Here is a 26,703-nt window from a genome sequence, read left to right as displayed (position 1 = left end):
AGGAAAAAATGATAAAAAAAGAAAACCTCCCGAATCTTCTAACCGTGGGACGCATTTTTGTAATTCCTTTGTTTTTAGTACTAACTAGTATACCAGACAGCATCTTAGTGCACAGGTTAGCGGCTATCATCTTTGCTTTAGCTAGTTTAACGGATTATTTTGATGGTTATTTAGCAAGAAAATGGCAAGTTGTCACAAATTTTGGTAAATTTGCAGACCCTATGGCCGACAAAATTTTAGTTATGAGTGCTTTTATTATGTTGGTGGGCTTGCAGTTAGCGCCAGCTTGGGTAGCGGCTGTTATTATCTGTAGAGAATTGGCAGTAACCGGTTTACGTTTGTTATTAATTGAAAATGGTGGTAAAGTTTTAGCTGCAGCACTTCCAGGTAAAATAAAAACAGCAACGCAAATGTTCGCTATTATCTTTTTGTTAAGTCATTTTGTGCTTGTGGGAACAATATTCTTATATATTTCTCTCGTCTTTACCATTTACTCTGGCTACGATTACTTTAAAGGAGCGAGTTTCCTATTTAAGGATACGTTTAAATAATAATGACTAATATAATTGAAGTAAAAAATGTGACATTTAGATATGATAAAGAACAAGAAAATCTTACTTTGAACAATGTATCGTTTCACGTGAAACATGGTGAGTGGCTGTCTATTATTGGTCATAATGGTAGTGGAAAATCAACTATGGTCCGATTGATTGATGGCTTATTAGAGGCGGAATCTGGTGAAATTGTCATATTAAATCAAAAATTAACAGAAGATAATATTTGGGACATCAGACAAAAAATAGGAATGGTTTTTCAAAATCCTGACAACCAATTTGTTGGTTCTACTGTAGAGGATGATGTTGCTTTTTCTCTTGAAAATAAGGGTGTTTCCCACAATGAAATGAAACAACGTGTTGAAGAGGCTCTTCATTTAGTAGGAATGAGTGATTTTAAAACAAAAGAACCTGCTAGACTGTCTGGTGGTCAAAAACAACGTGTGGCTATTGCTGGCGCGGTTGCTATGAGACCTGAAATCATTATTTTAGATGAAGCAACTAGTATGTTGGATCCAAAAGGACGATTAGAGTTAATTAAAACTATTAAAGACATCCGTGATCAGTATGGTGTAACGGTTATTTCTATCACGCACGATTTAGATGAGGTTGCCCTTAGTGATCGTGTTCTCGTGATGAAAAAAGGCCAGATAGAGTCGACAGCAACACCGAGAGAACTCTTTGCAAGAGGGAGAGACCTATTAACATTAGGTCTTGATATTCCCTTCACCTCTTCTCTTGTTAACGCTCTTCAATTAGAAGGATTTAAATGCCAAGATGCCTATTATACAGAAAAGGAGTTAGAAGATTATCTATGGGAATCACTCTCCAAAATGTGAATTTTACCTATCAAAAAGGAACCCCTTTTGAAGGAAGGGCTCTTTTTGATATCAATTTAGCTATTGAAAATAAGCAATTCACAGCCGTTATCGGACATACAGGCAGTGGTAAATCAACCATTATGCAGTTATTAAATGGTTTACACGTTCCAACAGAAGGTATGGTTGTGGTTGATGATATTACTATAGCACCAGACTCTAAAACAAAAGACATTAAATCTGTTCGAAAAAAAGTTGGACTTGTTTTTCAATTTCCAGAAAGTCAATTATTTGAAGAAACAGTTTTAAAAGATGTTGCTTTTGGACCTCAAAATTTTGGTGTTTCAGAAGAAAAAGCTGAAGAAATCGCCAAGGAAAAACTAAAACTGGTTGGCATTACAGAAGAGCTATTTGAGAAAAACCCTTTTGAATTATCTGGAGGTCAAATGCGTCGCGTAGCCATTGCTGGTATTTTAGCTATGGAACCAAACGTTCTTGTTTTAGATGAGCCAACAGCAGGTTTAGACCCAAAAGGACGACGTGAATTGATGAGTTTGTTTAAACAACTCCACAAATCAGGGATGTCCATTGTTTTAGTTACTCATTTGATGGATGACGTTGCCAATTTTGCTGATTATGTTTATGTGTTACAAGAGGGTAAAATTGTTTTAAAAGGTAAACCAACAGACGTTTTTCAACAAGTGGACTTTCTTGAAAATATTCAGTTAGGTGTGCCTAAAATCACTAAATTTGCTCATAATTTGACTAAAAGAGGCCTTAAAATAGAGAAACTACCAATAACGATAGCAGAATTTGTGGAGGTAGTTATCAATGGATAAACTTATTTTAGGCCGTTATATACCTGGAGACTCAATTGTCCATCGACTAGATCCAAGAAGTAAGTTGTTGGCAATGTTTGTATTTATTTCAATCATTTTTTGGGCAAACAATCTTATCACCAATATCATCCTTTTTAGCTTTACAGTGATTGCTATCTTATTATCAAAAGTGAAGTTAGGATTCTTTATTAGAGGTGTGAGACCAATGATTGGACTCATCTTATTTACTACCTTTTTTCAAATGTTTTTCATTCAAGGTGGTACTATTATTTTCGAATTTGGTTTTCTAAGAATTACTGATTATAGTTTAGGACAGGCTGTAATGATTTTTATCAGGTTTGTTCTTATCATCTTCTTTTCAACCCTGTTAACTCTAACAACGACACCATTAAGCTTGTCAGATGCTGTTGAATCCTTGTTAACACCTTTAAAGCCTTTTAAAGTTCCTGTTCATGAAATTGGTTTAATGTTGTCACTTAGTTTACGATTTGTTCCTACTTTAATGGATGATACAACAAGAATAATGAATGCTCAAAGAGCTAGAGGAGTTGACTTTGGTGAGGGAAATATTATCCAGAAGGTGAAGTCAGTCATCCCCATTTTAATCCCATTATTTGCTTCTAGTTTAAAAAGAGCGGATGCCCTTGCGACGGCAATGGAATCAAGAGGCTATCAAGGTGGTGATGGCAGAACAAAGTATCGTCTATTACACTGGGGCTTAAAAGATAGCTTGTTGATGCTAACTTTACTGGGATTGACAGTGGCACTTTTCCTGTTAAAATCTACTTAAAAATTAGTATAATAGTATAGAAAAGGTTGACACCGTTTGACATATTTGACAATTATCAAAAAATAGAATATGATAAATTATGGATAAAAAACTATAGAATTACTGATTTTGTAACTATTGATAATAATGAAAATTAGATTAATTACAATTATTGTCAATGAAGTAAACTGTAAACTTTAGACTTTTATTCATAATTTTTTGGAAACCTTTTTTTAATCAAACTGTAACATAAAAAAGGTAAGATAAGATGTATTCTAAAAAAGGAGACTAACTTCGTGTATAGTAGAAGTAAGATAAGATTATTAAAACGTAGAAAGAAAGTTTTACAATGGGTAATGCTTGCCATAGTTGTCAGCTTGACAGCTATATTTACAAGTAGACCTGTAAATACTGATTCTTACTCCGTTAAGACAGAAGTAAAGAAGCAAAAGCTTCTATCTGTTAATGATTTTGAAAAGAAAAAATCAAAACAGACATTGACTTCTAAAGATAAAATTAAGAAAACGATTGAAACAACAACAACTACAGTTGAAACCACAGAAGAGACCACTCAGGCCCTTACTGTTGAAGAAATACAAGTTGTTACTGAACCATCTACAACTGTTGTTGTAGAACAACCAGTTGTTACTCAACCAGTTCAAGAGACAGCGCCAGCCACTAGTTATCCAGTTGTTTTGGCTAATGGTAATACTGCTGGTGAGATTGGCTCACAAGCAGCAGCTCAAATGGCTGCAGCCACAGGTGTTTCGCAACAAACATGGGAATACATTATCGCTCGCGAATCAAATGGTAACCCATCAGCAGCTAATCCATCTGGTGCTTCAGGATTATTCCAAACAATGCCAGGATGGGGGTCTACAGCTACTGTTGACCAACAGATTGAAACAGCAATCAAAGTTTACAATACTCAAGGCTTATCAGCTTGGGGTATGCAATAAGAAAAAACACTTGAAATTATAATTTCAAGTGTTTTTTAATGTCTTTAGGATGATGACAGATAATATCTGCTCCATTAATGATGAGATCTTTTTCTTTTCCAAATCCCCAAGTAACACCAAGTGTTCTAATATTATTCTTCTTGCCACCGATCATGTCATAGATAGTGTCACCAACAATAATGGTTGTTTTCTTGTCAAGAGAATGACTCTTAATGGCAAAGTCGATAATATCTGCTTTATGATAACGGTTAGGCAATGCACCATAAACCCCTGTAAAATACTCTTTGATATGGAGATTTTCTAACATGAGATTGGCCATTGGTTCGTTTTTACTTGTTGTAACATAAATAGGATGGGAAGACTTTTTTAAATCATTTAAAAGTGTAAAGATACCACTGTAAAGTTCCGTCTCATAGACACCATTTTTATTATAATATTCGCGAAACGTTTTTATAGCTTTGTCAACACCTTGTTTTTCAGTGTAAAACTTTGTAAAGGTCGCCTCAAGTGGTGGGCCAATATATTCAAGCAGTTGCTCATCAGAATGAGTGGGTAAATCTAGTCTTTCAATGGTATACCTAAAGGCATTAATGATACCTTTGCTTGAATTGACAAGTGTTCCATCTAGGTCAAATAATAGGGTGGTCATAAACATCTCCTGTAAATAAGTTGTAAACTTTAATTGACAAACATGTTTTGTCCTTGAAAATAAATTCAGCAATAAAAGGCATTAAAGTTTTAATTTCTTCAAAATGATGATAGTTAAAGCTCTTTGAATAATGGTGAATAAGGGTAGAGATTGCTGTACCATGAGAGCCAACAACAACGTTGTTTCCTTTTTCTTTATCCAACACGTTATTAATCGCATTAACCATTCGATGTTTTACATCGTTTAAAGACTCACCATTGGTAAGTTTATAGTTGAAATCAAGCCATTGTTTTTGCGCAAACTGATTAAAATCCTCTATCCAGACATCATCAATCTTTCTTTCACGAAAGAGGTTGTCAATGGTAGTTGAAAGCTGTCTTTCTTTTGAAAATGATTCAATCGTTTCTATAGATCGTCTGTAGGGACTCGAATAAATACTATGAATTGCTTTGTCTTTTAAAAACACTGAGATAAGTTGACTGTCTTGTAAACCTTTTGTTGTCAATTCACGATCGCAATCATTATGATTTTCATAATTTGGCTGAGCATGTCGTACTAAGTAAATAGTAGTAAATGTCTCTTTCATAATTAACTTTCTCCGAAAATTTCTCTAGCATAGCGAAGACCAGTTGGAGTTGTAGCAAGTCCTCCTTCTGCTGTTTCTCTATGAGCTACTGGCATGCTAGATCCAACTTGATACATGGCATCAATGACTTCGTCAACAGGAATTTTTGAGGTAATACCAGCTAGAGCCATGTCTGCACAAACGAGAGCAAGGGTTGCTCCCATAGCATTTCGCTTGACACATGGGACCTCTACTAAACCAGCAACAGGGTCACAGATTAAACCTAATAAATTTTTAATGACAAAGGCAGTGGCTTGACTGGCTTGAAAAGGTGTTCCTCCTGCTGCCATTACTAATGCCGCTGCCCCCATTGCTGAAGCAGACCCGACTTCTGCTTGACAACCTCCCTCTGCACCTGAAATTGAGGCATTGTTAGCAATGACAAGACCAATAGCGCCTGCAGTGAAAAGAAATTCTAATTGTTCTTTTTTGCTTAGTTCTAGTTTTTCAATAGCTGTTGTTAAAACGGCAGGTAAACAACCTGCACTTCCAGCTGTAGGCGTGGCACAAACAAGTCCCATTTTCGCATTTTGTTCATTGACAGCAATGGCATTTCTAGCTGCTGATAAAACAGAATGGCCAGAGAGAGTCTTTCCTTTTTTGAGATAAGTATCTAATTTTAAAGCATCTCCCCCTGTTAAGCCACTAATAGACTTATTGTCATTTAAGCCATCAAGAACTGAGCTTTTCATGACTTCTAAATTCTTGGACATAATACTTATGATGTCATCACGGCTTCTACCAGTTAGTTCTTCTTCTGTCGCAATCATTAATTCAGCTATACTACCATGATATTGTTCTGTTGCTTGTTCAACAAGTTCAGCAATACTATAAAACATTCAAAACCTCCTAGCCAAAATAATTAACATTATAAATGTGAGAAACCTCTTCAATAACCTTGACAGCATCTTGACAGTCTCTGGAATCAATTTCAATAATCATAATGGCTTTTGCTCCCGCTTTTTCTCTCGTTACATTCATTTGTGCAATATTAATATCAAAACTTGATAAAATATCTGTGACACGAGCAATCATACCTGGAACATCCTTATGAACAATGATTAATGTAGGGGTGTTCATTGTTAAAGAAACTGAAAAACCGTTGAGTTCAGTTACTTCAATATTACCCCCTCCAATGGAAACACCAGTAATACTCATTTCTTTTGTTCCCTTCTTGACAGCAATCTTGACAGTGTTAGGATGAGGGGCGTTACTGTCTTTCAAAACATTCCAGTAGATTTTAATCCCTTTTTGATGCGCAATCTCAAGAGAGTTTTTAATGTCTGGATTATCAGTATCCATTCCTAAAATACCTGCAACTAAAGCTAAATCTGTGCCATGCCCTTTGTAGGTTTTAGCGAAAGAATGGTAGAGATGAAAAGTGATTTCTGTTGGTTCTTCACCAAAAATGGATCCAACAACACGCCCTATTCTAACAGCTCCTGCTGTGTGACTGCTTGATGGGCCAATCATCACTGGACCAATAATGTCAAAAACGGATTGAAATTTTAATGTATTCATATTTTCTCCTCTAAAATGAGCTACATTATATTATACCAAAGTTATAGATGACAGAGTAGTTATTTTTTAGATTATTCTTACTGTATTAAATGAGTAAGTAAGATTTTGACTTCTTTTTAAATCGTGCTATAATAATGTTTACCTGTTTAACAGGGTTTAAAATCGACCTTCAAATCGTTTTTTAAATATTACAGAAAATGGACCTTCAAATCCGTATTTCTAGGAAAAGATGGGAGAAAAGATGGTAGATAACTCTAAAACTCGTGTCGTTGTCGGTATGAGTGGAGGCGTTGATTCATCAGTGACAGCCTTACTTTTAAAAGAGCAAGGTTACGATGTTATCGGAGTCTTCATGAAAAACTGGGACGATACGGATGAATTTGGTGTCTGTACAGCAACAGAAGACTATAAAGATGTTGCTGCTGTAGCTGATCAAATTGGTATTCCTTATTACTCTGTTAATTTTGAAAAAGAGTATTGGGACCGTGTATTTGAATATTTTTTAGCCGAGTATAGGGCTGGTAGAACTCCAAATCCTGATGTCATGTGTAATAAGGAAATTAAATTTAAAGCTTTTCTTGATTACGCGATGGACTTGGGAGCAGATTATGTTGCAACTGGACATTATGCTCAAGTCGCAAAAGATGATGATGGCTTTGTTCATATGCTAAGGGGTGTTGATAATGGCAAAGATCAAACTTATTTCTTAAGCCAATTATCACAAGAACAATTACAAAAAACAATGTTTCCTTTAGGTCACCTAGAGAAAAAACAAGTTCGTGAATTGGCGGAGAAAGCTCATTTAGCAACTGCCAAAAAGAAAGATTCAACTGGTATTTGTTTTATTGGTGAGAAAAACTTCAAAACTTTTCTAAGTCAATACTTACCTGCTCAAAAAGGAAGAATGATGACAGTTGATGGACGTGATATGGGTGAACACGCAGGATTAATGTACTATACTATTGGTCAAAGAGGTGGACTAGGTATTGGGGGACAACATGGTGGTGACAACAAACCTTGGTTTGTCGTTGGAAAAGATATTTCAAAGAACATTCTATATGTTGGACAAGGTTTTTACCATGAGTCATTAATGTCAACTAGTCTTGAAGCAAGTAGTGTCCATTTTACAAGGACTATGCCCTCTGAGTTTACAATAGAGTGTACAGCTAAGTTTCGTTATCGTCAACCTGATTCTAAGGTAACTGTCCATGTGAAAGATGACAAAGCTGAGGTGGTTTTTGAATCACCACAAAGAGCTATTACACCAGGTCAAGCAGTTGTTTTTTATGATGGAGATGAATGTCTTGGTGGTGGTATTATTGATAAGGCCTATAAAAATGGAGAAGTTTGTCAGTACATTTAATGACACTAAGTTGACAATGCTGTCAATTAAGTTGATTTGTTTGTAAAGTTTGCAAATGGAAATTTGATTGACAAATCATAAGATTTTGATAGAATAACTATAACAATAACTATGATGGTCAAAGCTCATGGATGTTGTAAGCCTTTTTGCTTACACTTTCAAAGCTTTGATCATTTTTTGTATTTTGAGAGGTTAATATGAGACATCATTTTGTAGAAGAATATGACATTGTAGTAATAGGAGCAGGTCATGCTGGTGTAGAAGCTGCACTTGCTGCAAGTCGAATGGGTTGTAAGACATTACTAGCAACAATTAGTATTGATATGCTAGCCTTTATGCCTTGTAATCCTTCTATTGGAGGATCTGCCAAGGGTATTGTTGTTCGAGAAATTGATGCCCTTGGCGGTGAGATGGCAAAGAATATTGATAAAAGCTATATTCAGATGAAAATGCTAAACACTGGAAAAGGACCAGCAGTTAGAGCGTTGAGAGCTCAAGCAGATAAGGCGCTTTATTCAAAAAATATGCGTCAAACAGTTGAAAGACAAAAAAATCTAGTGCTTCGTCAAACGGTGATTGATGAGATTTTGGTGGAGGATGATAAAGTTGTCGGTGTTAAAACAGCTACTAAACAAGCCTACGCCGCTAAAACAGTTATTGTCACAACAGGAACGGCTCTTAGAGGAGAAATTATTATCGGTGACCTTAAGTATTCTTCAGGTCCAAATAATAGTCTTGCCTCTGTTAAGCTGGCAGATAATTTACGAGAATTAGGTTTAGAAATTGACCGCTTTAAAACAGGGACACCTCCGCGTGTTAAAGCTGATTCCATTAACTATGATAAGACTGAAATTCAACCTGGAGATGATAAGCCAAATCATTTTTCTTTTCTTTCTAGGGACGAAGACTATCTTAAGCAGCAAATTCCTTGTTGGTTGACCTATACAAATGAAGAAAGTCATGAGATTATTAATAGTAATCTTCATCGAGCACCTTTGTTTTCAGGAATGGTTAAAGGTGTTGGTCCAAGATATTGTCCTTCTATTGAAGATAAAATTGTGCGATTTTCCGATAAAGATCGTCACCAACTCTTTTTAGAACCAGAAGGTAGAGATACTGAGGAAGTTTATGTTCAAGGACTGTCAACGAGTCTACCAGAAGATGTTCAAAAAGAATTACTACACTCGATTGCAGGTCTTGAAAATGCTGAAATGATGAGAACGGGTTATGCCATTGAATATGACATTGTTCTTCCCCATCAATTGCGCGCGACACTTGAAACTAAGAAAATTTCAGGCTTGTTTACAGCTGGGCAAACAAATGGAACGAGTGGTTATGAAGAAGCGGCTGGACAAGGGATTATTGCTGGTATCAATGCGGCCTTGAAAGTTCAGAACAAGCCAGAATTTATTTTAAAACGTAGTGATGGCTATATTGGTGTTATGATTGATGATCTTGTTACAAAAGGGACTTTAGAGCCTTATCGTCTCTTAACTAGTCGAGCAGAATATCGTTTGATTTTACGTCACGATAATGCTGATATGAGGTTGACAGAACTTGGACGTTCTATTGGATTAGTGGATGATGACCGTTACAAAGCATTTTTAGATAAGAAAAACAACATTGACAAAGAGTTGACAAGACTTGACAGTATTAAATTAAAACCTGTTTCAAAAACCAATGAAAAGATTGTTGCTTTAGGGTTTAAACCATTAACAGATGCCTTGACAGCTAAAGAATTTATGCGTCGTCCAGAAGTCAACTATGATGTTATAACACAGTTTATTGGCTCTGGGGAAGTGGAACTAGATGATAAGCAAATTGAATTCATTGAAACTGAAATTAAATATGAGGGTTACATCAAAAAAGCTATGGATCAAGTTGACAAGATGAAGCGAATGGAAGAAAAACGAATCCCTAAAAATATGGATTGGGATGCTCTTGATTCTATTGCAACTGAAGCTCGTCAAAAATTCAAGAAAATTAATCCTGAAACCTTAGGCCAAGCTAGCAGAATCTCAGGAGTCAACCCGTCTGACATTAGTATTCTAATGGTTTACTTAGAAGGACGAAATCGTTCTTCTAAAAAAGAGAGCTAGGCTTTTGATAAACTAGACTAAGTCTATATTTTGAAGTGTTTTTATGCTATAATGATGTATTAAGAGGTTTATAATATGAAAAGATTTCGATTAACCAATATTCATTTTGTCATTATTGGCTTGCTTTTACTAGTGTTAGTTGCTATTTCCATTAGTTTACTAACGTCAAAAGTGATGCTATTTTTGGCACTTTTCTTAATCATGTCATTTGTAGTGGCTATTCTTATCTATCAAAAAACAACGTATGAATTATCTGAAACAGAGCAAATTGGTCTTTTAAACAACCAGACAGAAGTCAGTCTCAAAAACTTATTAGACCAAATGCCTGTCGGTGTTGTGAAATTCAACCAATCTAGTCATGCTATTGATTGGTATAATCCTTATGCTGAGTTAGTGTTTACTGATGCATCTGGAAAATTTGATGATAAGATTATCAAAAATACAATTAAAGAAAAAGAAAATGGCTCAATTGATCAATCCATTATGATTGATGAAAAGAGATATTTCTTTAATGTTGATTTAGACGAAGGTGTCTTTTACTTTTTCGATAATGTCTCTTCTGTCTATCATAACAATGTTATGCCTTCAACAAGCCCTGTCATTGGAATTGTCTCAATTGATAACTATGACGATATTACCAATAATCTCCAAGATGCTGAGGTATCTCAAGTTAACACTTTCATTGCTAATTTTATTACAGAGTTTGCAGAATCAAGACATATTTTTTATCGTCGATTTGATATGGATCGTTTCTATTTCTTCACTGATTATAATGTCTTATCAAAGTTAATTGAGTCTCAATTTGATATTCTTGGAAAATTTAGAGAAGCAGCCAAGGAAAGAGAATTATCATTAACTATTAGTATGGGTATTTCTTATGGCGACCAAAATTATTATGATATTGGGAATGTTGCACAAAAAAACTTGAATATGGCTCTCGTTAGAGGAGGCGATCAGGTTGTTATTAGAGAAAATGGTGAACACAAAGAATTCCTATACTTTGGTGGGGGTAGTGTTTCAACTGTTAAGAGAACAAGAACTCGTACAAGAGCCATGATGACAGCCATCTCAGATAAGATTAAAGCAGCAGATTCTGTTTTTGTTGTAGGTCATCGTAACCTTGATATGGATGCCCTAGGAGCTTCAATTGGGATGCAATTTTTTGCAAGTAATATCATTGATGATGCTTTTGCGGTCTATGATGATAAAAACATGAACCCTGATATCAAAAGAGCTGTAGCGAGTTTACAACAAGATAGCATGCTTCCATTGATTACGTTGGAACAAGCTGAAAAACTTGTCACAAAGAATTCCATTTTAATTATGGTTGACCATTCTAAGACCAACTTGACACTTTCAAAAGAGTTATATGATAAGTTTTCTGAGGTCATTGTTGTTGACCATCATCGTCGGAATGAAGACTTCCCTGAAAATGCTGTCTTATCATTTATCGAGAGTGGTGCAAGTAGTGCTTGTGAATTAGTCACAGAACTCATCCAATTTCAAAATGCTCGAAATAAACAATTAAATAAAGTGCAAGCTAGTGTGTTAATGGCTGGTATCATGCAAGATACAAAAAACTTTTCAAATAGAGTGACCAGTAGAACCTTCGATGTGGCAAGCTACCTTGTTACTTTAGGAAGTGATAGTTTTGAAATCCAAACCATTGCAGCAACTGAATTTGAAGAGTATCGACAAATCAATGAATTGATTTTAAAAGGTGACCTCTTTAAACGCGACATCATCATTTCTTGTGGGGATGAAGATAAATGTTATTCAAATGTGATTGCTAGTAAATCTGCTGACACAATGCTTGCCATGGCGGGTATTGAAGCTACTTTTGTTATCTTTAAAAACCTTAAAGGTCAGACAGCAATTTCAGCTAGAAGTCGTAATAAATTAAACGTTCAAAAAATTATGGAAGAAATGGGTGGCGGAGGACACTTTAACGTTGCTGCTTGTCAAAAAGATGGGGAAACGATTAAAGAAGTGTATCAAGTGTTGGTTGAAAAAATTCAAAAAGAAAGAAGTCGTCAAGAGGAGTACTAAAATGAAGGTTATATTTTTAGAAGATGTTAAAGGTAAAGGGAAAAAAGGCGAGATAAAAGAAGTTCCAACAGGCTATGCCCAAAACTTTTTAATTAAAAAGAATCTAGCAAAAGAAGCGACAGCAAAAGCTATTAGCGAATTAAAAGGGAAACAAAAATCGGAAGCAAAACATCAAGCGGAAATTCTTGAGGCGGCTCAACAACTCAAAAAAGAGTTAGATAAAGAAGAAACATTAGTTGTCTTTGGTGAGCATGTTGGACCAGATGGTAGAACATTTGGCTCTATCACGACTAAAAAAATTGCTGAAGAGTTAGAAAAACAATTTGGTTTAAAAGTTGACAAGCGTCACATTCAATTGGATCATCCGATTAGAGCTATTGGTTTGATTGAAGTACCAGTAAAACTTCACAAAGAAGTGACAGGTCAAATAAAATTACACGTTAAAGAACTGTAAACAAAAGTTGACACCAATGTAAACTAGGAGGTACCGTGTTTTGACAGATGCTCAAGAATTGAGAATTCAGCCACAAGATGTAGTTGCCGAACAATCTGTCCTAGGTTCAATATTTTTATCACCAGACAAATTAATTGTTGTTAGGGAATACATTGAACCAGAAGATTTTTACAAATATTCTCATCGTATTATTTTTAAAGCGATGATTGCACTCAGTGATAAGAATGATGCTATTGATGCCACAACAGTTAGAAATATTCTCGATAGCCAAGGAGATTTACAAAATATCGGTGGCATTTCCTACCTAGTTGAACTTGTTAACAGTGTTCCAACGAGTGCTAATGCTGAATACTATGCTAAAATTGTTTCGGAAAAATCCCTTTTAAGAAATATTATTAATCGTTTAACAGATACGGTTAATAAAGCTTATGATGGCTCTTTTCCTTCTCAAGACTTAATTGCAAAGGCAGAACAAGATTTAATTGCTGTTAATGAGCATAATAATCATAATGGTTTTCGAAAAATCTCTGATGTCTTAAAAATTAATTATGAAAATTTAGAAAGTCGCTCAAAACACTCGTCTGATGTAACAGGACTTGCTACTGGCTTTACCTATCTCGATAAAATTACAACAGGGCTTCACCCCGATCAGCTGATTATTCTAGCAGCTCGTCCTGGTGTCGGAAAAACAGCTTTTGCACTTAATATTGCACAAAATATTGGCACCAAGCAAAAGAAAGCTGTTGCTATTTTCTCACTGGAAATGGGTGCTGAAAGTTTAGTAGATAGAATGCTTGCTTCTGAAGGTATGGTTGATTCTCACAATTTAAGAACAGGACAACTTACCGATCAAGAATGGCAAAGCCTTACTCTTGCTCAAGGAAATCTAGCAGAAGCACCAATATTCATTGATGACACACCGGGTATTAAAATATCTGAGATTCGTGCGCGTTCTAGAAAATTATCTAAAGAAGTTGATGATAATTTAGGACTTATTGTTATCGACTACTTGCAACTAATTTCTGGTTCAAAGACAGAAAACCGTCAACAAGAAGTTTCTGAGATTTCTCGTCAGCTTAAAATTCTTGCTAAAGAACTAAGAGTACCAGTTTTGGCCTTGAGTCAGCTTTCTCGTGGTGTGGAACAACGTCAAGACAAGCGTCCTGTTTTATCTGATATTAGAGAATCAGGTTCGATTGAACAAGATGCTGATATTGTAGCTTTCTTATACCGTGAAGATTATTATAATCGCGATAACAAAGAAGATGAGGACGAGACACTTGTAGATAATACTGTTGAAGTTATTTTAGAAAAAAACCGTAGTGGTGCGCGTGGGACTGTCAAGTTAATGTTCCAAAAAGAGTACAACAAGTTTTCTAGTATAGCTCAGTTTGATGAAAGATAGGGGATGGCTAAATGAGTGATGCATTTACTGATGTTGCAAAGATGAAAAAAATCAAAGAAGAGATTAAGGCACATGAAGGGAAAATGGTAGAATTAACCCTTGAAAATGGTCGTAAAAGAGAAAAAAATAAACAAGGGCGTTTAATCGAAGTTTACTCTTCCTTGTTTATCGTTGAGTATAATGATCGTCCACAAGATGATGGGTCTTTCGAGAATTCCTATGTTGAATCCTATACTTATTCTGATATTCTGACGGAAAAAACACTTATCCGTTACCTTGATGATGATAATGATGATTCTACTGACAGTGAAGAAGAAAATAGTGATCAAATGTCGGACGAGATGTCATTAGAAACGAAAGAATAAAGATACTTTCTACTAGCTTGGGGTTTACAACGCCAGGCTTTTATGTTATACTATCCTTTGTGTGAAATAGCAGCAGAAAAATATGAAGCTCGTCAACAGGTGGTTAGCTAAAAAAGTAACCTTTGCTGTTTAGGCGAAGACCCTCTGCACGAATCAGGATTTTTCAAGCGTCTATTTCCTCATATTTTAATTAGAGGAGGACATTTATATGTCACGTTATACAGGACCATCTTGGAAACAAGCACGTCGTTTAGGATTATCACTTACAGGTACAGGTAAAGAGCTTGCTCGTCGTAACTATGTACCAGGTCAACATGGACCAAACAACCGTAGCAAATTATCTGAATATGGTTTGCAATTAGCTGAAAAGCAAAAACTTCGTTTTACTTATGGCTTGGGTGAAAGACAATTCCGTACACTCTTTGTGAAAGCAACAAAAATTGCTGACGGAACATCAGGTTTCAACTTTATGCTTCTTTTAGAACGTCGTTTAGACAATGTTGTTTACCGTCTTGGTTTAGCAACAACTCGTCGTCAAGCCCGTCAATTTGTTAACCATGGACACATCCTTGTTGATGGCAAACGTGTTGATATTCCAAGCTACAGCGTAGAAGTAGGTCAAGTGATTTCAGTACGTGAAAAATCACAAAAAGTACCAGCTATTCTTGAAGCTGTTGAAGCAACTCTTGGACGTCCAGCATTTGTATCATTTGATGCAGAAAAACTAGAAGGCTCATTCACTCGCCTTCCAGAACGCGACGAAATCAATCCAGAAATTAACGAAGCACTTATCGTTGAATACTACAACAAACAATTGTAATATATTATTAAAGACCTACTATTTAGTAGGTCTTTTTCATTGTAGAGTTTTATGACTCTATTTATTTTAAAAGTGTTAGTCATTGACTAACACTTTTTTCTATTTTCTACCATCATTTGTTTTTAAGCCACCCTGAAAGTCTGCTTCGATATTATCCACATAGTCGCGGTAGTAATCCTCTAAGTCTTTTTTCAGCTCTTGATAGTCTGCTTCAGAATAATCCTTATCTTCAAAAAAAGCATTGAAACGAGGTAAACCTAATTCTTCTCTTAAACGTTTAACGACTTCTTCTTTTGTCATAACTGCTCCTTATCATCTGTTAGTTTCTATTTACCTTAATAGTATTATTCTATCATAATTTCATTTTTTCTGATAGATATCATTGATACATCAGGATTGCTTTGTAGTCTGAGATAGCCAAATTATGTGCTTGTCAAAAGGTTGACAATCCTGTAAAGATAACAAATAAAATATAAGCAAAATAATACCTCAAGTTTCTTGATTTTTATTGTGAAATAATGTACAATGTTCGTGATTAAAATTAAACATAAAAGGAGACTCTAATGAAAAAGAAAATTTTAGCTTCTTTAGCTGCTTTATTAGTCTTATTCTTGTTGGTGGCATGTGGGAAAACGAGTGAACCTAAAGAAACAACCACAGAAGAAGTTGTTTCTAGTGCAACTGAAAAAACGTACACAGACCCTTCCAAGCTAGAAAAAAACTATGATGTCATTATTATTGGTTCTGGTGGGGCAGGAATGTCTGCAGCCATTGCGGCAAAAGATGCTGGTGCCAACGTGGTTATTTTAGAAAAGATGCCATATATTGGCGGTAATACTTCTAAATCATCTGCTGGTATGAATGCTTCAGAAACCAAATTCCAAAAAGAACAAGGCATTGAAGATTCTAATGAGAAATTCTTTGAAGAAACACTTAAAGGTGGTAAGGGAACCAATGATGAAGCGCTTCTCCACTATTTAGTTGACAATTCAGCATCAGCGATTGACTGGCTTGACAGTATGGGCATCACGCTTGACAATATCACAACAACAGGGGGAATGAGTGTTACTCGTACTCATCGCCCTTCAGATGGCTCAGCTGTTGGTGGCTATTTGGTTGATGGATTATATGATAATATTATGGAACGTGACATTCCTGTCTTTGTCAACGCAGAAGTAACAGATATTATCGAAAAAGATGGTCAAGTGGCAGGTGTTACTGTCAAAATTAATGGTAAAGAAACGACTATTTCTTCTAAAGCTGTCGTACTAGCAACAGGTGGTTTTGGTGCTAATATGGACATGGTGACGAAGTTTAAACCAGAATTAAAAGGCTATGTGACAACCAACCAAAAAGGCTCAACAGGAGATGGAATTGCCCTTGCTGAAGATGAGGGTGCTCAAACGGTTGATATGGATCAAATTCAAATTCACCCAACAGTTGAACAAGAATCATCTTACCTGATAACAGAAGCTGTTCGTGGTGAAGGGGCAATCTTGGTTGATAGCAAAGGAAATCGTTTCGTCAATGAGTTAGAAACAAGAGACAAGGTGTCTGCAGCCATTAATCAATTAGAGCCAAACCATGCGTTTGTCATCTTTGATGATGCTCTTAAAGGACGTGTTCCTGCTATTGATAAGTATGATGAAAAGGGCTTAGTGGCTAAATCAGATAGCATAGAAGGATTAGCCAAAGAAATTGTAACAGAGTCAGAAACATTGAAAAATACCTTAGAAAAATGGAATCAAGCGGTAGCAGATGCTTCAGACACTGATTTTGGTCGAACAACAGGAATGGAAAACGACTTAAGCACTGGACCATTTTATGCGATTAAAATTGCACCAGGTATCCATCACACAATGGGTGGTCTAAAAATCAACACTGAGGCTCAAGTTCTAAACAAAGATGGAAAAGCCATTCCAGGTCTTTATGCTGCTGGTGAAGTTACTGGTGGAATCCACGGTCAAAACCGCATCGGAGGTAATGCGGTTGCAGATATCATTATCTTTGGTCGCCAAGCAGGTGAACAGTCAGCAAAATTTGTGAAATAGTATTAAAAAGAGTTCTTAGAAAACTAAGAACTCTTTGTTACTTTAGAATATGTTATAATAGCTAGGATAATTCTTTTAAGGATATTTTGATAACAATTAAATGAAGTCATTTCTAGCTAATATAAGGAAAAAACAAATGAAACAAGTGATTAGAACCGTCTTAAACGACCAAGAAATAAAGGCTATTAATAGCCTGATAAAAAAATGCCAAGCTTATGACAAGACTTTTAAGGAACCCTACTTGTCAAACATGTTAAATTTTGACAGCCAATTACCTAGCTTCTTTTTAGGATATGAACAAGAAAAATTAGTTGCTTTTCTTGGTGTTTATGCAGATAGTAAAGAGGCAGAACTCAGTCTTTTGGTGGAGCCAGATTATAGAAGACAAGGCTACGCGACAGCTTTATATGATAGTTTTAACAGAGAAACAAAAAATTATCAGTTAGAACCACCACTCTTTATCACAGAAGCCAAATTTTTGACTTCAAATCCTGATTTTCTCACCAATTTACAGTTACACCGACTGGAAGATACAGAAATTTTGCTTGGACGTAACAGTGAACCTTTTGACGTAACGCCAAAAGAAGAATGGCAAGTTAAACAAGCAGCGTTTAGTGATGTTGATGCGATTGTTGCTGTTAAAATGTCTGCTTTTGATGATGAGACTAGAGAGATCCACTATCAGTATGTCACAGAAGCAATTGGTGATGATGATAGTTTACTCTATATCCTTTCAGAAGAGAACAAGGTTCTTGCCTCTTGCACGGTGAATATCAGTAACAAAGATTATTATCTTTATGGTTTAGCTGTCTTAGAGGCCTATCGAGGAAAAGGTATTGGTTCTTACTTGGTTATGATGATGATCAACGACTTGATTCAAAAAGGTGCAAAATCCTTTCAAATTGCCGTAGATGATGACAATGTTGGTGCAAGAAGACTCTATGAAAAACTCGGGTTTACCTATCAAACCCAAGTTGTTTATTTGACAGAGAAACAAGACTAATTAAATATTACAACTCTAAAAGAGCTCATCAAGTGAGCTCTTTTATACGCTTATCTAACAGAAAAAAACTTGTTTTAACTCTATCTATGTGATATATTTATAACATCAAACCCAAGTATTGGTGACAAGGTAGAAAGAAGCAATATGAAAAATTTTAAAACCGCTCTTATTTTAATCATGCTCATTATTTTTTTAGTGATTGATTACCAAATCTTTTTTGGTCAAAATGCGTTAAGTTGGCTTGCGAAGTGGTTGATTGTTGGGATAATAAGTATCGGCGAAGGGGTTTCCATCGCAACGATTCTCATGATGACGTCAAATGATGTTGGTCGAAAAAGAACATTTGGCATTGCTGAAAAATTACATTCTATTTTGGTGATACTGTCAACCATCATCTACACTATTGGTGTTTGGGCCTCAACACCAAGTATCGGTACACATTATGTTAAAGAAATCTTTTTAGGATTAGGACTTCTGGTACAGCTTGTTTTTTTACTCTATTTTGTTTTTAAAAAGACCAAAGAGAAACCAGATGAGCGTTTTATCAGCAATTTAGCCAAAACCGCAACTATCATGTTTGTGATTAGTCTAATTGTTCTATTTACTCTAGCTATGGTTCTTGCTTTAACAGGCTCTATCACTGTTTTTTCTGGCTATCTTTTTGTACTTGTTGGTTTACTAGTGCTACTATTTGCTGCTATTTTTTTCTTCTTTGAAAAGTGGGGATAAAAATGGCGAAAGAAAGTCAGATTAGGACTAATTTAAAAGCCGTTAGAGAATCAGTTGGTATGACCCAGCAAGAATTGGCTGATCTGGTTGGTGTCAGACGTGAGACGATTATTCATCTTGAAAATAATCGCTACAACCCTTCTTTAGAAATGGCGTTAAAAATTGCGCGTGTTTTTGATACGACGATTGAACATCTTTTTCAGTTGAAAGATTGATAAATAGTTAAGAGAGTTATTATTTGAAAAAACCTCCAAAGGAATTTTTCTTTCCTTTGGGGGTTTCTCTATAGTTCTTTATCGTGCAAATTGAGAAAGAAGATATCTTTATCAGTCCATTTGCCATTTTCAAAACTGAATTTTTCTCTGGTCACTTCAAAGCGAAAATCCAATTTTTGGATTAATTGTTTTGATGGGTGATTTGTGGGGTTAATATGAGCTTCTATTCGATGAAAGTTGAAGTGGTCTTCAAGATGAGGTAGTAGCTTAGAAAGGGCTTCATGAGCAGTGCCTTGACGCCAAAGGTGATTATGCACAGCATAGCCTAGTTCTCCCCAATTGAAATTGGCACGCGCCAAAGTAGCAATATTAATCATTCCTAAATGATGATTATTCTTATCAAAAATGGCGAGAATGTAAGTATCGTCGTTTTGCCATAGTTGATGGTGGTACTCTACCAACTGGTTGAACCACTCTGTTGTCGCAATTGACATATCTAAATGTCCCTCATCAAATGCGTGCTGGGACGGTAGACGGTTTGAGAATCCTTCAAACCAAGAGGGATAGTCAGAAACCTGTAAAGGTCTAATGATTAATCGTTTTGTCTCCAAGTAAAAATCAATGGTCATGTATTCGTCACACTCCGATATAAGATTTTGTGAGACTAATTTTTTGCGCCATCCTCACAAATTGGCGTTTTTTGTTTGCTTAGTATCATAGACTTATCCTCCTTTTGATTGTGGTTTTATTGTATCATTTTTTACGGCTATCGCAAAAGCTTCGGTTTTTAAAAGTATTTGAAGAAATTGTTAGGTGGTTAATTTTACTTGCTAAAAATAGTAATAATTGAGAAAATGATAGGAGTGGAGGAAATCGATGATAGTTAACATTGCATTACTTGCTGATATTCACGGTAATTATGAAGCCTTAAAAGCTGTGATTGAGGATGCTAAGAAAAATAATGTGACAGAATACTGGTTACTGGGAGACATTTTAATGCCTGGACCAGGGAGTGAAAATATTTTTACCTTGCTAGACCAATTGCCAGTAACGGTCAAGATTAGAGGGAACTGGGATGATTGCTTGTTGGCAGCTCTTGACGGAAAATTATCTTTAAATTCCACTGACGAAATTTATTTATTAAGATTAGCACAATATTTGGAAAATAAATTACCCCCTCAACGTATCAAGGCTATACGAGAGATGCCACTCAATGTCCAGAAAACCATTAATGGTTTAAAAATTACTATCTCTCATCATCTGCCAACAAAAAATTGGGGGAGAGAGTTAATGGCAACCAATAGCACGAAAGCATTTGATGACTTATTTTTAACGAATGACGTTGATATCGCTGTTTTTGGACATATCCATCAACAACTATTAAGATATAGTAGCCACCACCAACTGGTGATTAATCCAGGTAGTATTGGGCAACCTTATTACCCAAGAAAAGAGTTGAGAAATGATTTGCGAGCACAATATGCGATACTAACTATTGATGAACAAGGTTATTCAGATATTCTTTTTAGAAAGGTGCGCTATAATAAAGAACAAGAGTTGTTATCTGCAGCAACCGAACACCTTCCTTTTTTGGAATTGTATCAAGAACTGCTAAACACAGGCGTCAACAAGGATAAAGACCGTCCTTATCTACAAAAGATTATTGATGATTATCATTACAAAGAAGAAGTTGCTAAATGGCTTAGTGGTAGGCATTCACAGCTAAAGGAGAAAAATGGATAAAGCCTATGAAATAATAAAACCCTAGAAAAAGTTATTTCTAGGGTTGTTTTGTTTATATCTATTTCTTTTTTGCCACCAAATAAAAGCGGTGAATGCGACCTTCTACAAAGCCATCTCTGTCAATCATTTTCTGTGCTTTTAGCAAGTTATCAAGGTGCTTATCAACAGAAAAGCCGACAAATTCCCATTCGATGATTCTTGCAAACCAAACTAATGCGCCAACGTCAAAGAAGCGGATGGGTTGATAAACTTCATCACTTTCAAGAATATCAAATCCATTTGCTATTAATTCTTTTTCTCTAAATTTTAAAAAATGATTCGAATAAGGTAAGTCTTTAAGTTCTGGTAACAGTAATTCAACAAGTTCTCTATCATTTTTAGCACCAACTTGTTGGGTGATAAAATAACCACCTCGTTTTAACAATCTTTTTAGTTCTGTTGGTCTATAATCCCCATGACGATTAGTAATCACATCAAAGCTTTCATTGTCAAATGGTAAGGAATCTGCACCATCTGCTTCTTTAAATGCAATGCCTAAGGGTAATAAGACTTCTTTACAATAATCAACATTAGGTGGATAGCCTTCAATGGCGGCAGTTTTGTGATAGGGATGTTTTAATGACAGCAAAAATTCTCCGCCACCCGTTTCCATATCTAAGAGAGTCAAGTCATCCGTTAAATATTTTTTAATCACTTGATAAAAATCCCAAGGCAAGTCACCTTCCTCTTTATAGCGATCCTTGATATGTGAAAAATCCCAGCCCTTAATGTGAGCCATTTCCTCTTCTTTTTTCCATTCTTGGTACAATTCTTCTTTTGTCATGGTTGTCTCCTAATTTTGATAGTAACATTAATTTATTTTGTTCTCAATTGATGGCAATGATTAACAAGATAGTATAGATTACTTTTCTTGTTTACGCTTAAGGGTCCCAGCTCCAAACAGTCCAATAAATCCTAGTAGACTTAATAAAGTGTTTGATGTTGAGCTGGTTGATGGTAATATTTTATTAGTTTGTTTATTTTTTTCGACACGCGAAAAAGTTTTTTTAGTAGCCTCAGACTTGTTTTCAACGATTTGTTTAACTGTCGTATTTTGAGATTGTTTTACATGGTATATTGCATATAAGTGATCATATTTAGTTTTAGCTTCACCTTGTACAGATTTCAAATTGTTCAATTCCGTTTTGGCTTCATTATATTCACTAATGGTTTCAACATATTCAAGTTTAGTACTCTCCAATTCTGCCAGTTTTTGAGTATAAGCTTGTTTTTCATTAATCAATCGTTCGTATTTTACCTTACTGTTTTCCAAATTCTTAAGAGCTTCTTCTAGCATTTCTTTGGCTTCATTTAATTTTGTTTCTGAAGCTAATAATGTCGCTTTTGCTGTGTCATATGTCGTTATTTCATTATTTAGTTGATTTTGGGTTTTGGATATTTCATCTTTAGCAATAGCTAAATTGGTTTCTAATTCTGATTTCTTGGCTTTTAATGACTCAATTTTGGCTTGATGTGCTTCAATTTGTTGTTCAATTGTTGCTAATGACTCTTTTGCATCAACTAGTGTTGCTTTTGCTTTTTCTAGTTTTTCTAACGCTTCACCAAGACCACTAGATTGTGACAATAATTGATTTAATGTTTTTTCGGTAGTTTCTGATTCGGTTTTGGCAGTATCATAAGCTGAACGAACAGAATTAAGTTTTATTAGAGCTTGTGTTTGATATTCAACAGCTTTATCATATTCTGATTGTGCTTTATTAATAGCATCCTGATAACTAGTATCTTTTTCAGGTTTTGTCAAATTCAATTCGGATGTTAATCCGTATAATGACTCATATAAATCCTCAATAGGCATTGTCATAGGATATTTATTATCGACAATGTGTAAATTGGTTACTTTCATATTAGCGAGCTCTGGGAAGTTGGTATCATATGATGAGATACTTAAGCCAAATGTTTTTTCCTGAGCTAATGACAATGCATGACTATATGATGAATCTGCATCACCCATGAATAATAAATTCATTGCTTTAAATGTCATATGATATAATTCATCTTTGGTGTATTCGCTTTTAGGACTAGTTTCACTATATAGATTTTCATAGTAATTATCATCATTTAACAATCCACGTCTTTCGGCAGCACGTCCAATTCCTTCTTTATTATGACCTTCTCCTAAATTCCATTTGTCCTCGCGATATTCTTGGGCGATATTATCGGCAAATGACATCAAATCAATATTGACAATGGTAGGTGTTTCAATACCTAATTGTTTCTTTATTGAGTCTAATAAGTCAGCAAAATAAAAAGCTAGTTCATTTTTAATTTCTGTTGGTAATTCATTAACATCATATTTCTCAGCTGTCATATCTGAGCCTGAAAATGTGTTATTAGCCATTTCATCTTGTGTCATATCTTTTAATTGGTTCATTAATTCACGACGTCTTGTACCTTTTGCATTCATCAATTCTTTAAAAGTATTAGCCCACTGAGTTGAAATTTTTATTTTGGAAGAATAGGTTTCAGTAGCAGCTTCTCCTGATTTTACATCAGTTAGTTCTCTTTCTTTTGTTAAAACATTATTATCAGCATCTTCTTTATCTGATAATGCATCGTTTAATGCGTGTTCTAATGAAATTAATGTCTGTTTAGCAGTGTCTACCTTGTTTTGAGCGTCTTCAATTTTATTTTTTAAGTTTAGATCATCTTGTGTTTTTGTTTCTAGATCAGCTTTAGCAGTTTCAACAGCTTTTTCTTTATCTTTCACATCTGCTTCAGCTTTAGTAGTTGATGGAAGAGTGTTTTCTTTTTCTGATAACTCAGCGGTTACAATGTCTAGTTCAGATTGTAGAGCACTTTCGGATTTTTTCTTATTATCAAGTTCAGTCTGTACTTTGCTGATGTTTAATTTTTGAGCATCATAAATATTTTTTGCTTCGTTATCTACATTTTCAGCTAATAAAATATTATATTTTGCTTTTTTTATATTTTTTTCTGCTTTTTCAACTTCTTGTTTTGTTACTTCAATATTTTCAGGTGTAGCATCTTGTGTGTCAGACACTATATTATTTGCTTGCTTACTTAATGTTTCAATTTTTGTTTGTTTATCAATTATTTTGGTCTCTAAATCAGCAACTATTGTTTCTTGTTTGTTAACATTATTAGAAGCAGTATCCAATTCATTTTTAGCACTATCGACTTCTTTCTTAGTGACTTCTTTCATTTTTGTGTTATCAGCAATTGCAGGTTGTTCCATTGTTTTTACAACTTCATCTGTATCCGCATTTACAGTCTGACCGATAGATGCAGCAGCAATTGTAACCGCCGCTATGGTGAATTTTGTTTTTTTATTCATTTTAATCCCTCCGAAAAATATTGAAGCATGGCCATATTCTATCATGTTTGTCTCATTTTGTAAATGTTTATCTTATTTCAAACAGAAATAAAAAGTTTCAAAAAATGATATTTATTTGTATTTTTTTAAAAAATTATAAATTAATTAAAGGATGTCAGCAATTTTCTCTATTTGATATTTTTTGTAACATATTAACCCATATATCGAATAAGATAAGTGATATATAGATAAGAGCTGTCAAATTTAATTGATAGCTCCTAGTTTATAAGTATTAATTTTGTTTTTGGAATATAGTTTCAATTTTAGTCCCAACCACTTCTTTTTGTCACAAAATATAATTAGAGAATTTGATTTTCTATAGATTCATTTTCTCTTCTTTTGTCATGGTTGTTTCCTAACTGTTAGTTGTTTAAGTCTATTATATCATTAAAAACACAACAAAAAAGCCTATGAAACATTGATTTCATAGGCTTTTCTTGCATTCAATTATTTAACCTCAGTGAAAATAACGTGTTTACGTAATTTTGGTGAGTATTTTTTCAATTTGATACGGTCTGGTGTGTTACGTTTGTTTTTTGAAGTAAGGTACAAGCGTTCACCAGATTCTTTATGTTCAAGTGTGATATTTACGCGCATGTGATCTCCCTCCTATTATTCTGCTGAAGCAGCTTTGGCGATTTGACGTCCTTTGTAGTATCCTTTAAGTGATACGCGGTGAGAACGTGAGTAATCTCCAGTTGTTTCATCAAATTTAACAGTTGGAGCTGCTAATTTATAGTGTGTACGACGTTTATTCTTTTTCGCTTTTGAGGTGCGACGTGCTGGTACTGCCATGTTTATCTCCTTTTAATACTTATATTTGATTTTATATCAACTTCACTATAATAGCATACCTTTTTTGTAAAGTAAAGTTACTTGACAGTTTTTTTCAACTTTTTTTAAAAATAGGTATCAATATCCCGAAAAAACCTTTCTTTTTATGTTAAAATAGATAGGAATACTTCATGGAAGAGGACTCTTATGAAATTACAAAAACCAAAAGGCACACAAGATATCTTGCCAAAAGACTCAGCAAAATGGCAATATCTTGAAAAGGTGTCACGTGAAACATTTCAAAATTATCGTTACGAAGAAATTAGAACGCCTTTGTTTGAACACTACGAGGTTATCAGTCGTTCGGTTGGTGACACGACAGATATCGTCACTAAAGAAATGTATGATTTTTACGATAAGGGGAATCGCCATATCACTTTACGACCAGAAGGAACAGCTCCTGTGGTACGTTCTTATGTAGAAAATAAATTATTTGCCCCAGAGGTACAAAAGCCGGTTAAATTATACTATATGGGCTCGATGTTTCGTTATGAACGTCCTCAAGCAGGACGTCTTCGCGAATTTCACCAAATCGGTGTTGAAGCATTTGGCTCAAAAAATCCTGCTACTGATGTTGAAACCATCGCCATGGCTTATCAATTGTTTGAGAATTTAGGGATTTCTGATGTTACTCTTCATTTAAATAGCTTGGGAAATCCTGATAGTCGAAAAAACTATCGTCAGGCCTTGATTGATTATCTTACTCCTTTGCGAGATAAGCTTTCAAAAGATAGTCAACGTCGATTAGAAGAAAACCCTCTTCGAGTGTTGGATTCCAAGGAAAAAGAAGACAAGCAGGTTGTAGAAGGTGCCCCTTCTATTCTTGATTACCTCGATGAAGAGAGTCAACAACACTTTGATACCGTTTGTCAGCTACTAAAGACGCTCAATATTCCTTTTGTGATTGACACTAATATGGTGCGCGGGTTAGATTATTATAATCATACGATTTTTGAATTTATCACAACTATTGATAAGACAGAATTGACTATCTGTGCGGGTGGTCGTTATGATGGATTGGTTGAGTACTTCGACGGACCTGAAACGCCTGGTTTTGGCTTTGCTCTTGGGGTTGAAAGATTACTGATGATTTTAGAAAAACAAGGTGTTGCCCTTCCAATCACAAATAATCTTGATGTTTATCTTGTTGTTTTAGGTGAAGCTGTTAACGAAACAGCACTGACTCTTGTCCAATCACTTCGCAAACAAGGGTTTTCAGTAGACAGAGATTACCTTGATAGAAAACTAAAGGCACAATTTAAGTCCGCTGATGCTTTTTGTGCTAAAATAGTTATCACCTTAGGTGAGTCAGAACTTGAGTCAAATAGAGTCGTTGTGAAAAACAATCAAACCAGACAAGAAAAAGAAGTGACTCTAAACAACTTACAAGAAGATTTTGCAAGTATTTACAAAGAATTAACACAAAGAAAATAATGGAGAAAATT

General features: G+C 35.1%; 27 protein-coding genes and 1 pseudogene. 18 read left to right on the top strand and 10 right to left on the bottom strand.

Annotation, left to right across the window (positions count from 1 at the left end; translation table 11 throughout):
* Positions 1–8: 8 nt before the first annotated feature.
* From pgsA to JHK62_RS06510, 5 genes are all read left to right on the top strand, one after another.
* Positions 9–551, top strand: coding sequence for a CDP-diacylglycerol--glycerol-3-phosphate 3-phosphatidyltransferase (pgsA, locus tag JHK62_RS06530; protein ID WP_199575966.1), 543 nt, complete (start codon positions 9–11; stop codon positions 549–551).
* A gap of 2 nt (positions 552–553) precedes the next feature.
* On the top strand, positions 554–1,393 hold the full coding sequence (locus tag JHK62_RS06525) for an energy-coupling factor ABC transporter ATP-binding protein (protein ID WP_199575965.1): 840 nt from the start codon (positions 554–556) through the stop codon (positions 1,391–1,393).
* Complete coding sequence (locus JHK62_RS06520) at positions 1,369–2,211, top strand: energy-coupling factor transporter ATPase (protein WP_199575964.1); 843 nt, start codon at positions 1,369–1,371, stop codon at positions 2,209–2,211. Before JHK62_RS06525 ends, JHK62_RS06520 begins: the two co-directional genes overlap by 25 nt.
* Complete coding sequence (locus JHK62_RS06515; RefSeq protein ID WP_199575963.1) at positions 2,204–3,001, top strand: energy-coupling factor transporter transmembrane component T family protein; 798 nt, start codon at positions 2,204–2,206, stop codon at positions 2,999–3,001. The genes JHK62_RS06520 and JHK62_RS06515 overlap by 8 nt, the downstream gene beginning before the upstream one ends.
* 335 nt (positions 3,002–3,336) lie before the next feature.
* Complete coding sequence (locus JHK62_RS06510; RefSeq protein WP_199575999.1) at positions 3,337–3,939, top strand: transglycosylase family protein; 603 nt, start codon at positions 3,337–3,339, stop codon at positions 3,937–3,939.
* 16 nt (positions 3,940–3,955) lie between these two features.
* Here JHK62_RS06510 and JHK62_RS06505 read toward each other — a convergent pair whose 3' ends face one another.
* The 4 genes from JHK62_RS06505 to sdaAB are packed head-to-tail and all read right to left on the bottom strand — an operon-like array spanning position 3,956 to position 6,734.
* Positions 3,956–4,588, bottom strand: coding sequence for an HAD hydrolase-like protein (locus tag JHK62_RS06505; RefSeq protein ID WP_199575962.1), 633 nt, complete (start codon positions 4,586–4,588; stop codon positions 3,956–3,958).
* Positions 4,569–5,174, bottom strand: a complete 606-nt coding sequence (locus JHK62_RS06500) for a histidine phosphatase family protein (RefSeq protein ID WP_199575961.1) — start codon at positions 5,172–5,174, stop codon at positions 4,569–4,571. The genes JHK62_RS06505 and JHK62_RS06500 overlap by 20 nt, the downstream gene beginning before the upstream one ends.
* Before the next feature lie 2 nt (positions 5,175–5,176).
* The gene (gene sdaAA, locus JHK62_RS06495) at positions 5,177–6,052 is read right to left on the bottom strand and encodes an L-serine ammonia-lyase, iron-sulfur-dependent, subunit alpha (RefSeq protein ID WP_199575960.1); all 876 of its coding nucleotides are present in this window, start codon (positions 6,050–6,052) and stop codon (positions 5,177–5,179) included.
* Between the two features lie 10 nt (positions 6,053–6,062).
* On the bottom strand, positions 6,063–6,734 hold the full coding sequence (gene sdaAB / locus JHK62_RS06490) for an L-serine ammonia-lyase, iron-sulfur-dependent subunit beta (RefSeq protein WP_199575959.1): 672 nt from the start codon (positions 6,732–6,734) through the stop codon (positions 6,063–6,065).
* Positions 6,735–6,975: 241 nt separating this feature from the next.
* Between sdaAB and mnmA the strand changes: the two genes are divergently transcribed.
* From mnmA to rpsD, 7 genes and pseudogenes are all read left to right on the top strand, one after another.
* Complete coding sequence (gene mnmA, locus JHK62_RS06485; RefSeq protein WP_199575958.1) at positions 6,976–8,097, top strand: tRNA 2-thiouridine(34) synthase MnmA; 1,122 nt, start codon at positions 6,976–6,978, stop codon at positions 8,095–8,097.
* 197 nt (positions 8,098–8,294) lie between these two features.
* Complete coding sequence (gene mnmG, locus JHK62_RS06480; RefSeq protein ID WP_199575957.1) at positions 8,295–10,196, top strand: tRNA uridine-5-carboxymethylaminomethyl(34) synthesis enzyme MnmG; 1,902 nt, start codon at positions 8,295–8,297, stop codon at positions 10,194–10,196.
* A 75-nt stretch (positions 10,197–10,271) separates the two neighbouring features.
* On the top strand, positions 10,272–12,245 hold the full coding sequence (locus JHK62_RS06475) for a GGDEF domain-containing protein (RefSeq protein WP_199575956.1): 1,974 nt from the start codon (positions 10,272–10,274) through the stop codon (positions 12,243–12,245).
* A gap of 1 nt (position 12,246) precedes the next feature.
* Entirely contained in the window at positions 12,247–12,699 is a 453-nt protein-coding gene (rplI, locus tag JHK62_RS06470) for a 50S ribosomal protein L9 (protein ID WP_199575955.1), read from the top strand.
* Between the two features lie 40 nt (positions 12,700–12,739).
* Complete coding sequence (gene dnaB / locus JHK62_RS06465; RefSeq protein ID WP_199575954.1) at positions 12,740–14,104, top strand: replicative DNA helicase; 1,365 nt, start codon at positions 12,740–12,742, stop codon at positions 14,102–14,104.
* An 11-nt stretch (positions 14,105–14,115) separates the two neighbouring features.
* Positions 14,116–14,391: pseudogene (locus JHK62_RS06460) on the top strand (Veg family protein); the annotation flags it as partial.
* A 286-nt stretch (positions 14,392–14,677) separates the two neighbouring features.
* A complete protein-coding gene (rpsD, locus tag JHK62_RS06455) occupies positions 14,678–15,289 on the top strand; it encodes a 30S ribosomal protein S4 (protein ID WP_199575952.1) in 612 nt (203 codons plus the stop codon).
* Positions 15,290–15,388: 99 nt separating this feature from the next.
* Here the strand turns inward: rpsD and JHK62_RS06450 are convergent, their stop codons facing one another.
* On the bottom strand, positions 15,389–15,589 hold the full coding sequence (locus tag JHK62_RS06450) for a hypothetical protein (RefSeq protein WP_199575951.1): 201 nt from the start codon (positions 15,587–15,589) through the stop codon (positions 15,389–15,391).
* A 263-nt stretch (positions 15,590–15,852) separates the two neighbouring features.
* Between JHK62_RS06450 and JHK62_RS06445 the strand changes: the two genes are divergently transcribed.
* The 4 genes from JHK62_RS06445 (at position 15,853) to JHK62_RS06430 (ending at position 19,287) form a co-directional block, all read left to right on the top strand.
* A complete protein-coding gene (locus tag JHK62_RS06445) occupies positions 15,853–17,340 on the top strand; it encodes a flavocytochrome c (RefSeq protein ID WP_199575950.1) in 1,488 nt (495 codons plus the stop codon).
* Positions 17,341–17,476: 136 nt separating this feature from the next.
* Positions 17,477–18,343, top strand: coding sequence for a GNAT family N-acetyltransferase (locus JHK62_RS06440; RefSeq protein WP_199575949.1), 867 nt, complete (start codon positions 17,477–17,479; stop codon positions 18,341–18,343).
* A 144-nt stretch (positions 18,344–18,487) separates the two neighbouring features.
* Positions 18,488–19,072, top strand: coding sequence for a hypothetical protein (locus tag JHK62_RS06435; protein WP_199575948.1), 585 nt, complete (start codon positions 18,488–18,490; stop codon positions 19,070–19,072).
* 2 nt (positions 19,073–19,074) lie between these two features.
* Entirely contained in the window at positions 19,075–19,287 is a 213-nt protein-coding gene (locus JHK62_RS06430; RefSeq protein ID WP_199568020.1) for a helix-turn-helix transcriptional regulator, read from the top strand.
* A gap of 68 nt (positions 19,288–19,355) precedes the next feature.
* On the opposite strand, the gene JHK62_RS06425 is transcribed toward JHK62_RS06430, so the two are convergent.
* Complete coding sequence (locus JHK62_RS06425) at positions 19,356–19,916, bottom strand: GNAT family N-acetyltransferase (protein WP_199575947.1); 561 nt, start codon at positions 19,914–19,916, stop codon at positions 19,356–19,358.
* 247 nt (positions 19,917–20,163) lie between these two features.
* Here JHK62_RS06425 and JHK62_RS06420 point away from each other — a divergent pair, with 247 nt between their 5' ends.
* The gene (locus JHK62_RS06420; RefSeq protein WP_199575946.1) at positions 20,164–21,030 is read left to right on the top strand and encodes a metallophosphoesterase family protein; all 867 of its coding nucleotides are present in this window, start codon (positions 20,164–20,166) and stop codon (positions 21,028–21,030) included.
* A 58-nt stretch (positions 21,031–21,088) separates the two neighbouring features.
* Here JHK62_RS06420 and JHK62_RS06415 read toward each other — a convergent pair whose 3' ends face one another.
* From JHK62_RS06415 to rpmF, 4 genes are all read right to left on the bottom strand, one after another.
* A complete protein-coding gene (locus tag JHK62_RS06415; protein ID WP_199575945.1) occupies positions 21,089–21,853 on the bottom strand; it encodes a class I SAM-dependent methyltransferase in 765 nt (254 codons plus the stop codon).
* Positions 21,854–21,931: 78 nt separating this feature from the next.
* On the bottom strand, positions 21,932–24,385 hold the full coding sequence (locus tag JHK62_RS06410) for an SEC10/PgrA surface exclusion domain-containing protein (RefSeq protein ID WP_199575944.1): 2,454 nt from the start codon (positions 24,383–24,385) through the stop codon (positions 21,932–21,934).
* Between the two features lie 486 nt (positions 24,386–24,871).
* The gene (rpmG, locus tag JHK62_RS06405) at positions 24,872–25,021 is read right to left on the bottom strand and encodes a 50S ribosomal protein L33 (RefSeq protein WP_018370479.1); all 150 of its coding nucleotides are present in this window, start codon (positions 25,019–25,021) and stop codon (positions 24,872–24,874) included.
* Between the two features lie 15 nt (positions 25,022–25,036).
* The gene (gene rpmF / locus JHK62_RS06400; RefSeq protein WP_018370480.1) at positions 25,037–25,219 is read right to left on the bottom strand and encodes a 50S ribosomal protein L32; all 183 of its coding nucleotides are present in this window, start codon (positions 25,217–25,219) and stop codon (positions 25,037–25,039) included.
* Positions 25,220–25,405: 186 nt separating this feature from the next.
* Here rpmF and hisS point away from each other — a divergent pair, with 186 nt between their 5' ends.
* Positions 25,406–26,692 carry a histidine--tRNA ligase gene (hisS, locus tag JHK62_RS06395; protein WP_199575943.1) on the top strand — a complete coding sequence of 429 codons (1,287 nt, stop codon included), beginning with the start codon at positions 25,406–25,408 and terminating at the stop codon, positions 26,690–26,692.
* Positions 26,693–26,703: the final 11 nt, after the last annotated feature.

The organism is Streptococcus pacificus, from assembly GCF_016481305.1.
GTDB lineage: Bacteria > Bacillota > Bacilli > Lactobacillales > Streptococcaceae > Streptococcus > Streptococcus pacificus.
The sequence above is the reverse complement of the archived record's forward strand: the minus strand, read 5'-3'. Positions and strand labels throughout refer to the sequence as shown.

Bases quoted from the DNA above. Each gene is read 5' to 3' on its own strand.
- rplI (WP_199575955.1), top strand. From the start codon at position 12,247: ATGAAGGTTATATTTTTAGAAGATGTTAAAGGTAAAGGGAAAAAAGGC.
- mnmA (WP_199575958.1), top strand. From the start codon at position 6,976: ATGGTAGATAACTCTAAAACTCGTGTCGTTGTCGGTATGAGTGGAGGC.
- JHK62_RS06445 (WP_199575950.1), top strand. From the start codon at position 15,853: ATGAAAAAGAAAATTTTAGCTTCTTTAGCTGCTTTATTAGTCTTATTC.
- JHK62_RS06425 (WP_199575947.1), bottom strand. From the start codon at position 19,916: ATGACCATTGATTTTTACTTGGAGACAAAACGATTAATCATTAGACCT.
- rpsD (WP_199575952.1), top strand. From the start codon at position 14,678: ATGTCACGTTATACAGGACCATCTTGGAAACAAGCACGTCGTTTAGGA.
- JHK62_RS06430 (WP_199568020.1), top strand. From the start codon at position 19,075: ATGGCGAAAGAAAGTCAGATTAGGACTAATTTAAAAGCCGTTAGAGAA.
- JHK62_RS06435 (WP_199575948.1), top strand. From the start codon at position 18,488: ATGAAAAATTTTAAAACCGCTCTTATTTTAATCATGCTCATTATTTTT.
- JHK62_RS06515 (WP_199575963.1), top strand. From the start codon at position 2,204: ATGGATAAACTTATTTTAGGCCGTTATATACCTGGAGACTCAATTGTC.
- hisS (WP_199575943.1), top strand. From the start codon at position 25,406: ATGAAATTACAAAAACCAAAAGGCACACAAGATATCTTGCCAAAAGAC.
- JHK62_RS06420 (WP_199575946.1), top strand. From the start codon at position 20,164: ATGATAGTTAACATTGCATTACTTGCTGATATTCACGGTAATTATGAA.
- JHK62_RS06505 (WP_199575962.1), bottom strand. From the start codon at position 4,588: ATGACCACCCTATTATTTGACCTAGATGGAACACTTGTCAATTCAAGC.
- pgsA (WP_199575966.1), top strand. From the start codon at position 9: ATGATAAAAAAAGAAAACCTCCCGAATCTTCTAACCGTGGGACGCATT.
- JHK62_RS06500 (WP_199575961.1), bottom strand. From the start codon at position 5,174: ATGAAAGAGACATTTACTACTATTTACTTAGTACGACATGCTCAGCCA.
- JHK62_RS06410 (WP_199575944.1), bottom strand. From the start codon at position 24,385: ATGAATAAAAAAACAAAATTCACCATAGCGGCGGTTACAATTGCTGCT.
- JHK62_RS06525 (WP_199575965.1), top strand. From the start codon at position 554: ATGACTAATATAATTGAAGTAAAAAATGTGACATTTAGATATGATAAA.
- JHK62_RS06415 (WP_199575945.1), bottom strand. From the start codon at position 21,853: ATGACAAAAGAAGAATTGTACCAAGAATGGAAAAAAGAAGAGGAAATG.
- JHK62_RS06475 (WP_199575956.1), top strand. From the start codon at position 10,272: ATGAAAAGATTTCGATTAACCAATATTCATTTTGTCATTATTGGCTTG.
- JHK62_RS06450 (WP_199575951.1), bottom strand. From the start codon at position 15,589: ATGACAAAAGAAGAAGTCGTTAAACGTTTAAGAGAAGAATTAGGTTTA.
- rpmF (WP_018370480.1), bottom strand. From the start codon at position 25,219: ATGGCAGTACCAGCACGTCGCACCTCAAAAGCGAAAAAGAATAAACGT.
- JHK62_RS06510 (WP_199575999.1), top strand. From the start codon at position 3,337: ATGCTTGCCATAGTTGTCAGCTTGACAGCTATATTTACAAGTAGACCT.
- rpmG (WP_018370479.1), bottom strand. From the start codon at position 25,021: ATGCGCGTAAATATCACACTTGAACATAAAGAATCTGGTGAACGCTTG.
- JHK62_RS06440 (WP_199575949.1), top strand. From the start codon at position 17,477: ATGAAACAAGTGATTAGAACCGTCTTAAACGACCAAGAAATAAAGGCT.
- sdaAB (WP_199575959.1), bottom strand. From the start codon at position 6,734: ATGAATACATTAAAATTTCAATCCGTTTTTGACATTATTGGTCCAGTG.
- mnmG (WP_199575957.1), top strand. From the start codon at position 8,295: ATGAGACATCATTTTGTAGAAGAATATGACATTGTAGTAATAGGAGCA.
- sdaAA (WP_199575960.1), bottom strand. From the start codon at position 6,052: ATGTTTTATAGTATTGCTGAACTTGTTGAACAAGCAACAGAACAATAT.
- JHK62_RS06520 (WP_199575964.1), top strand. From the start codon at position 1,369: ATGGGAATCACTCTCCAAAATGTGAATTTTACCTATCAAAAAGGAACC.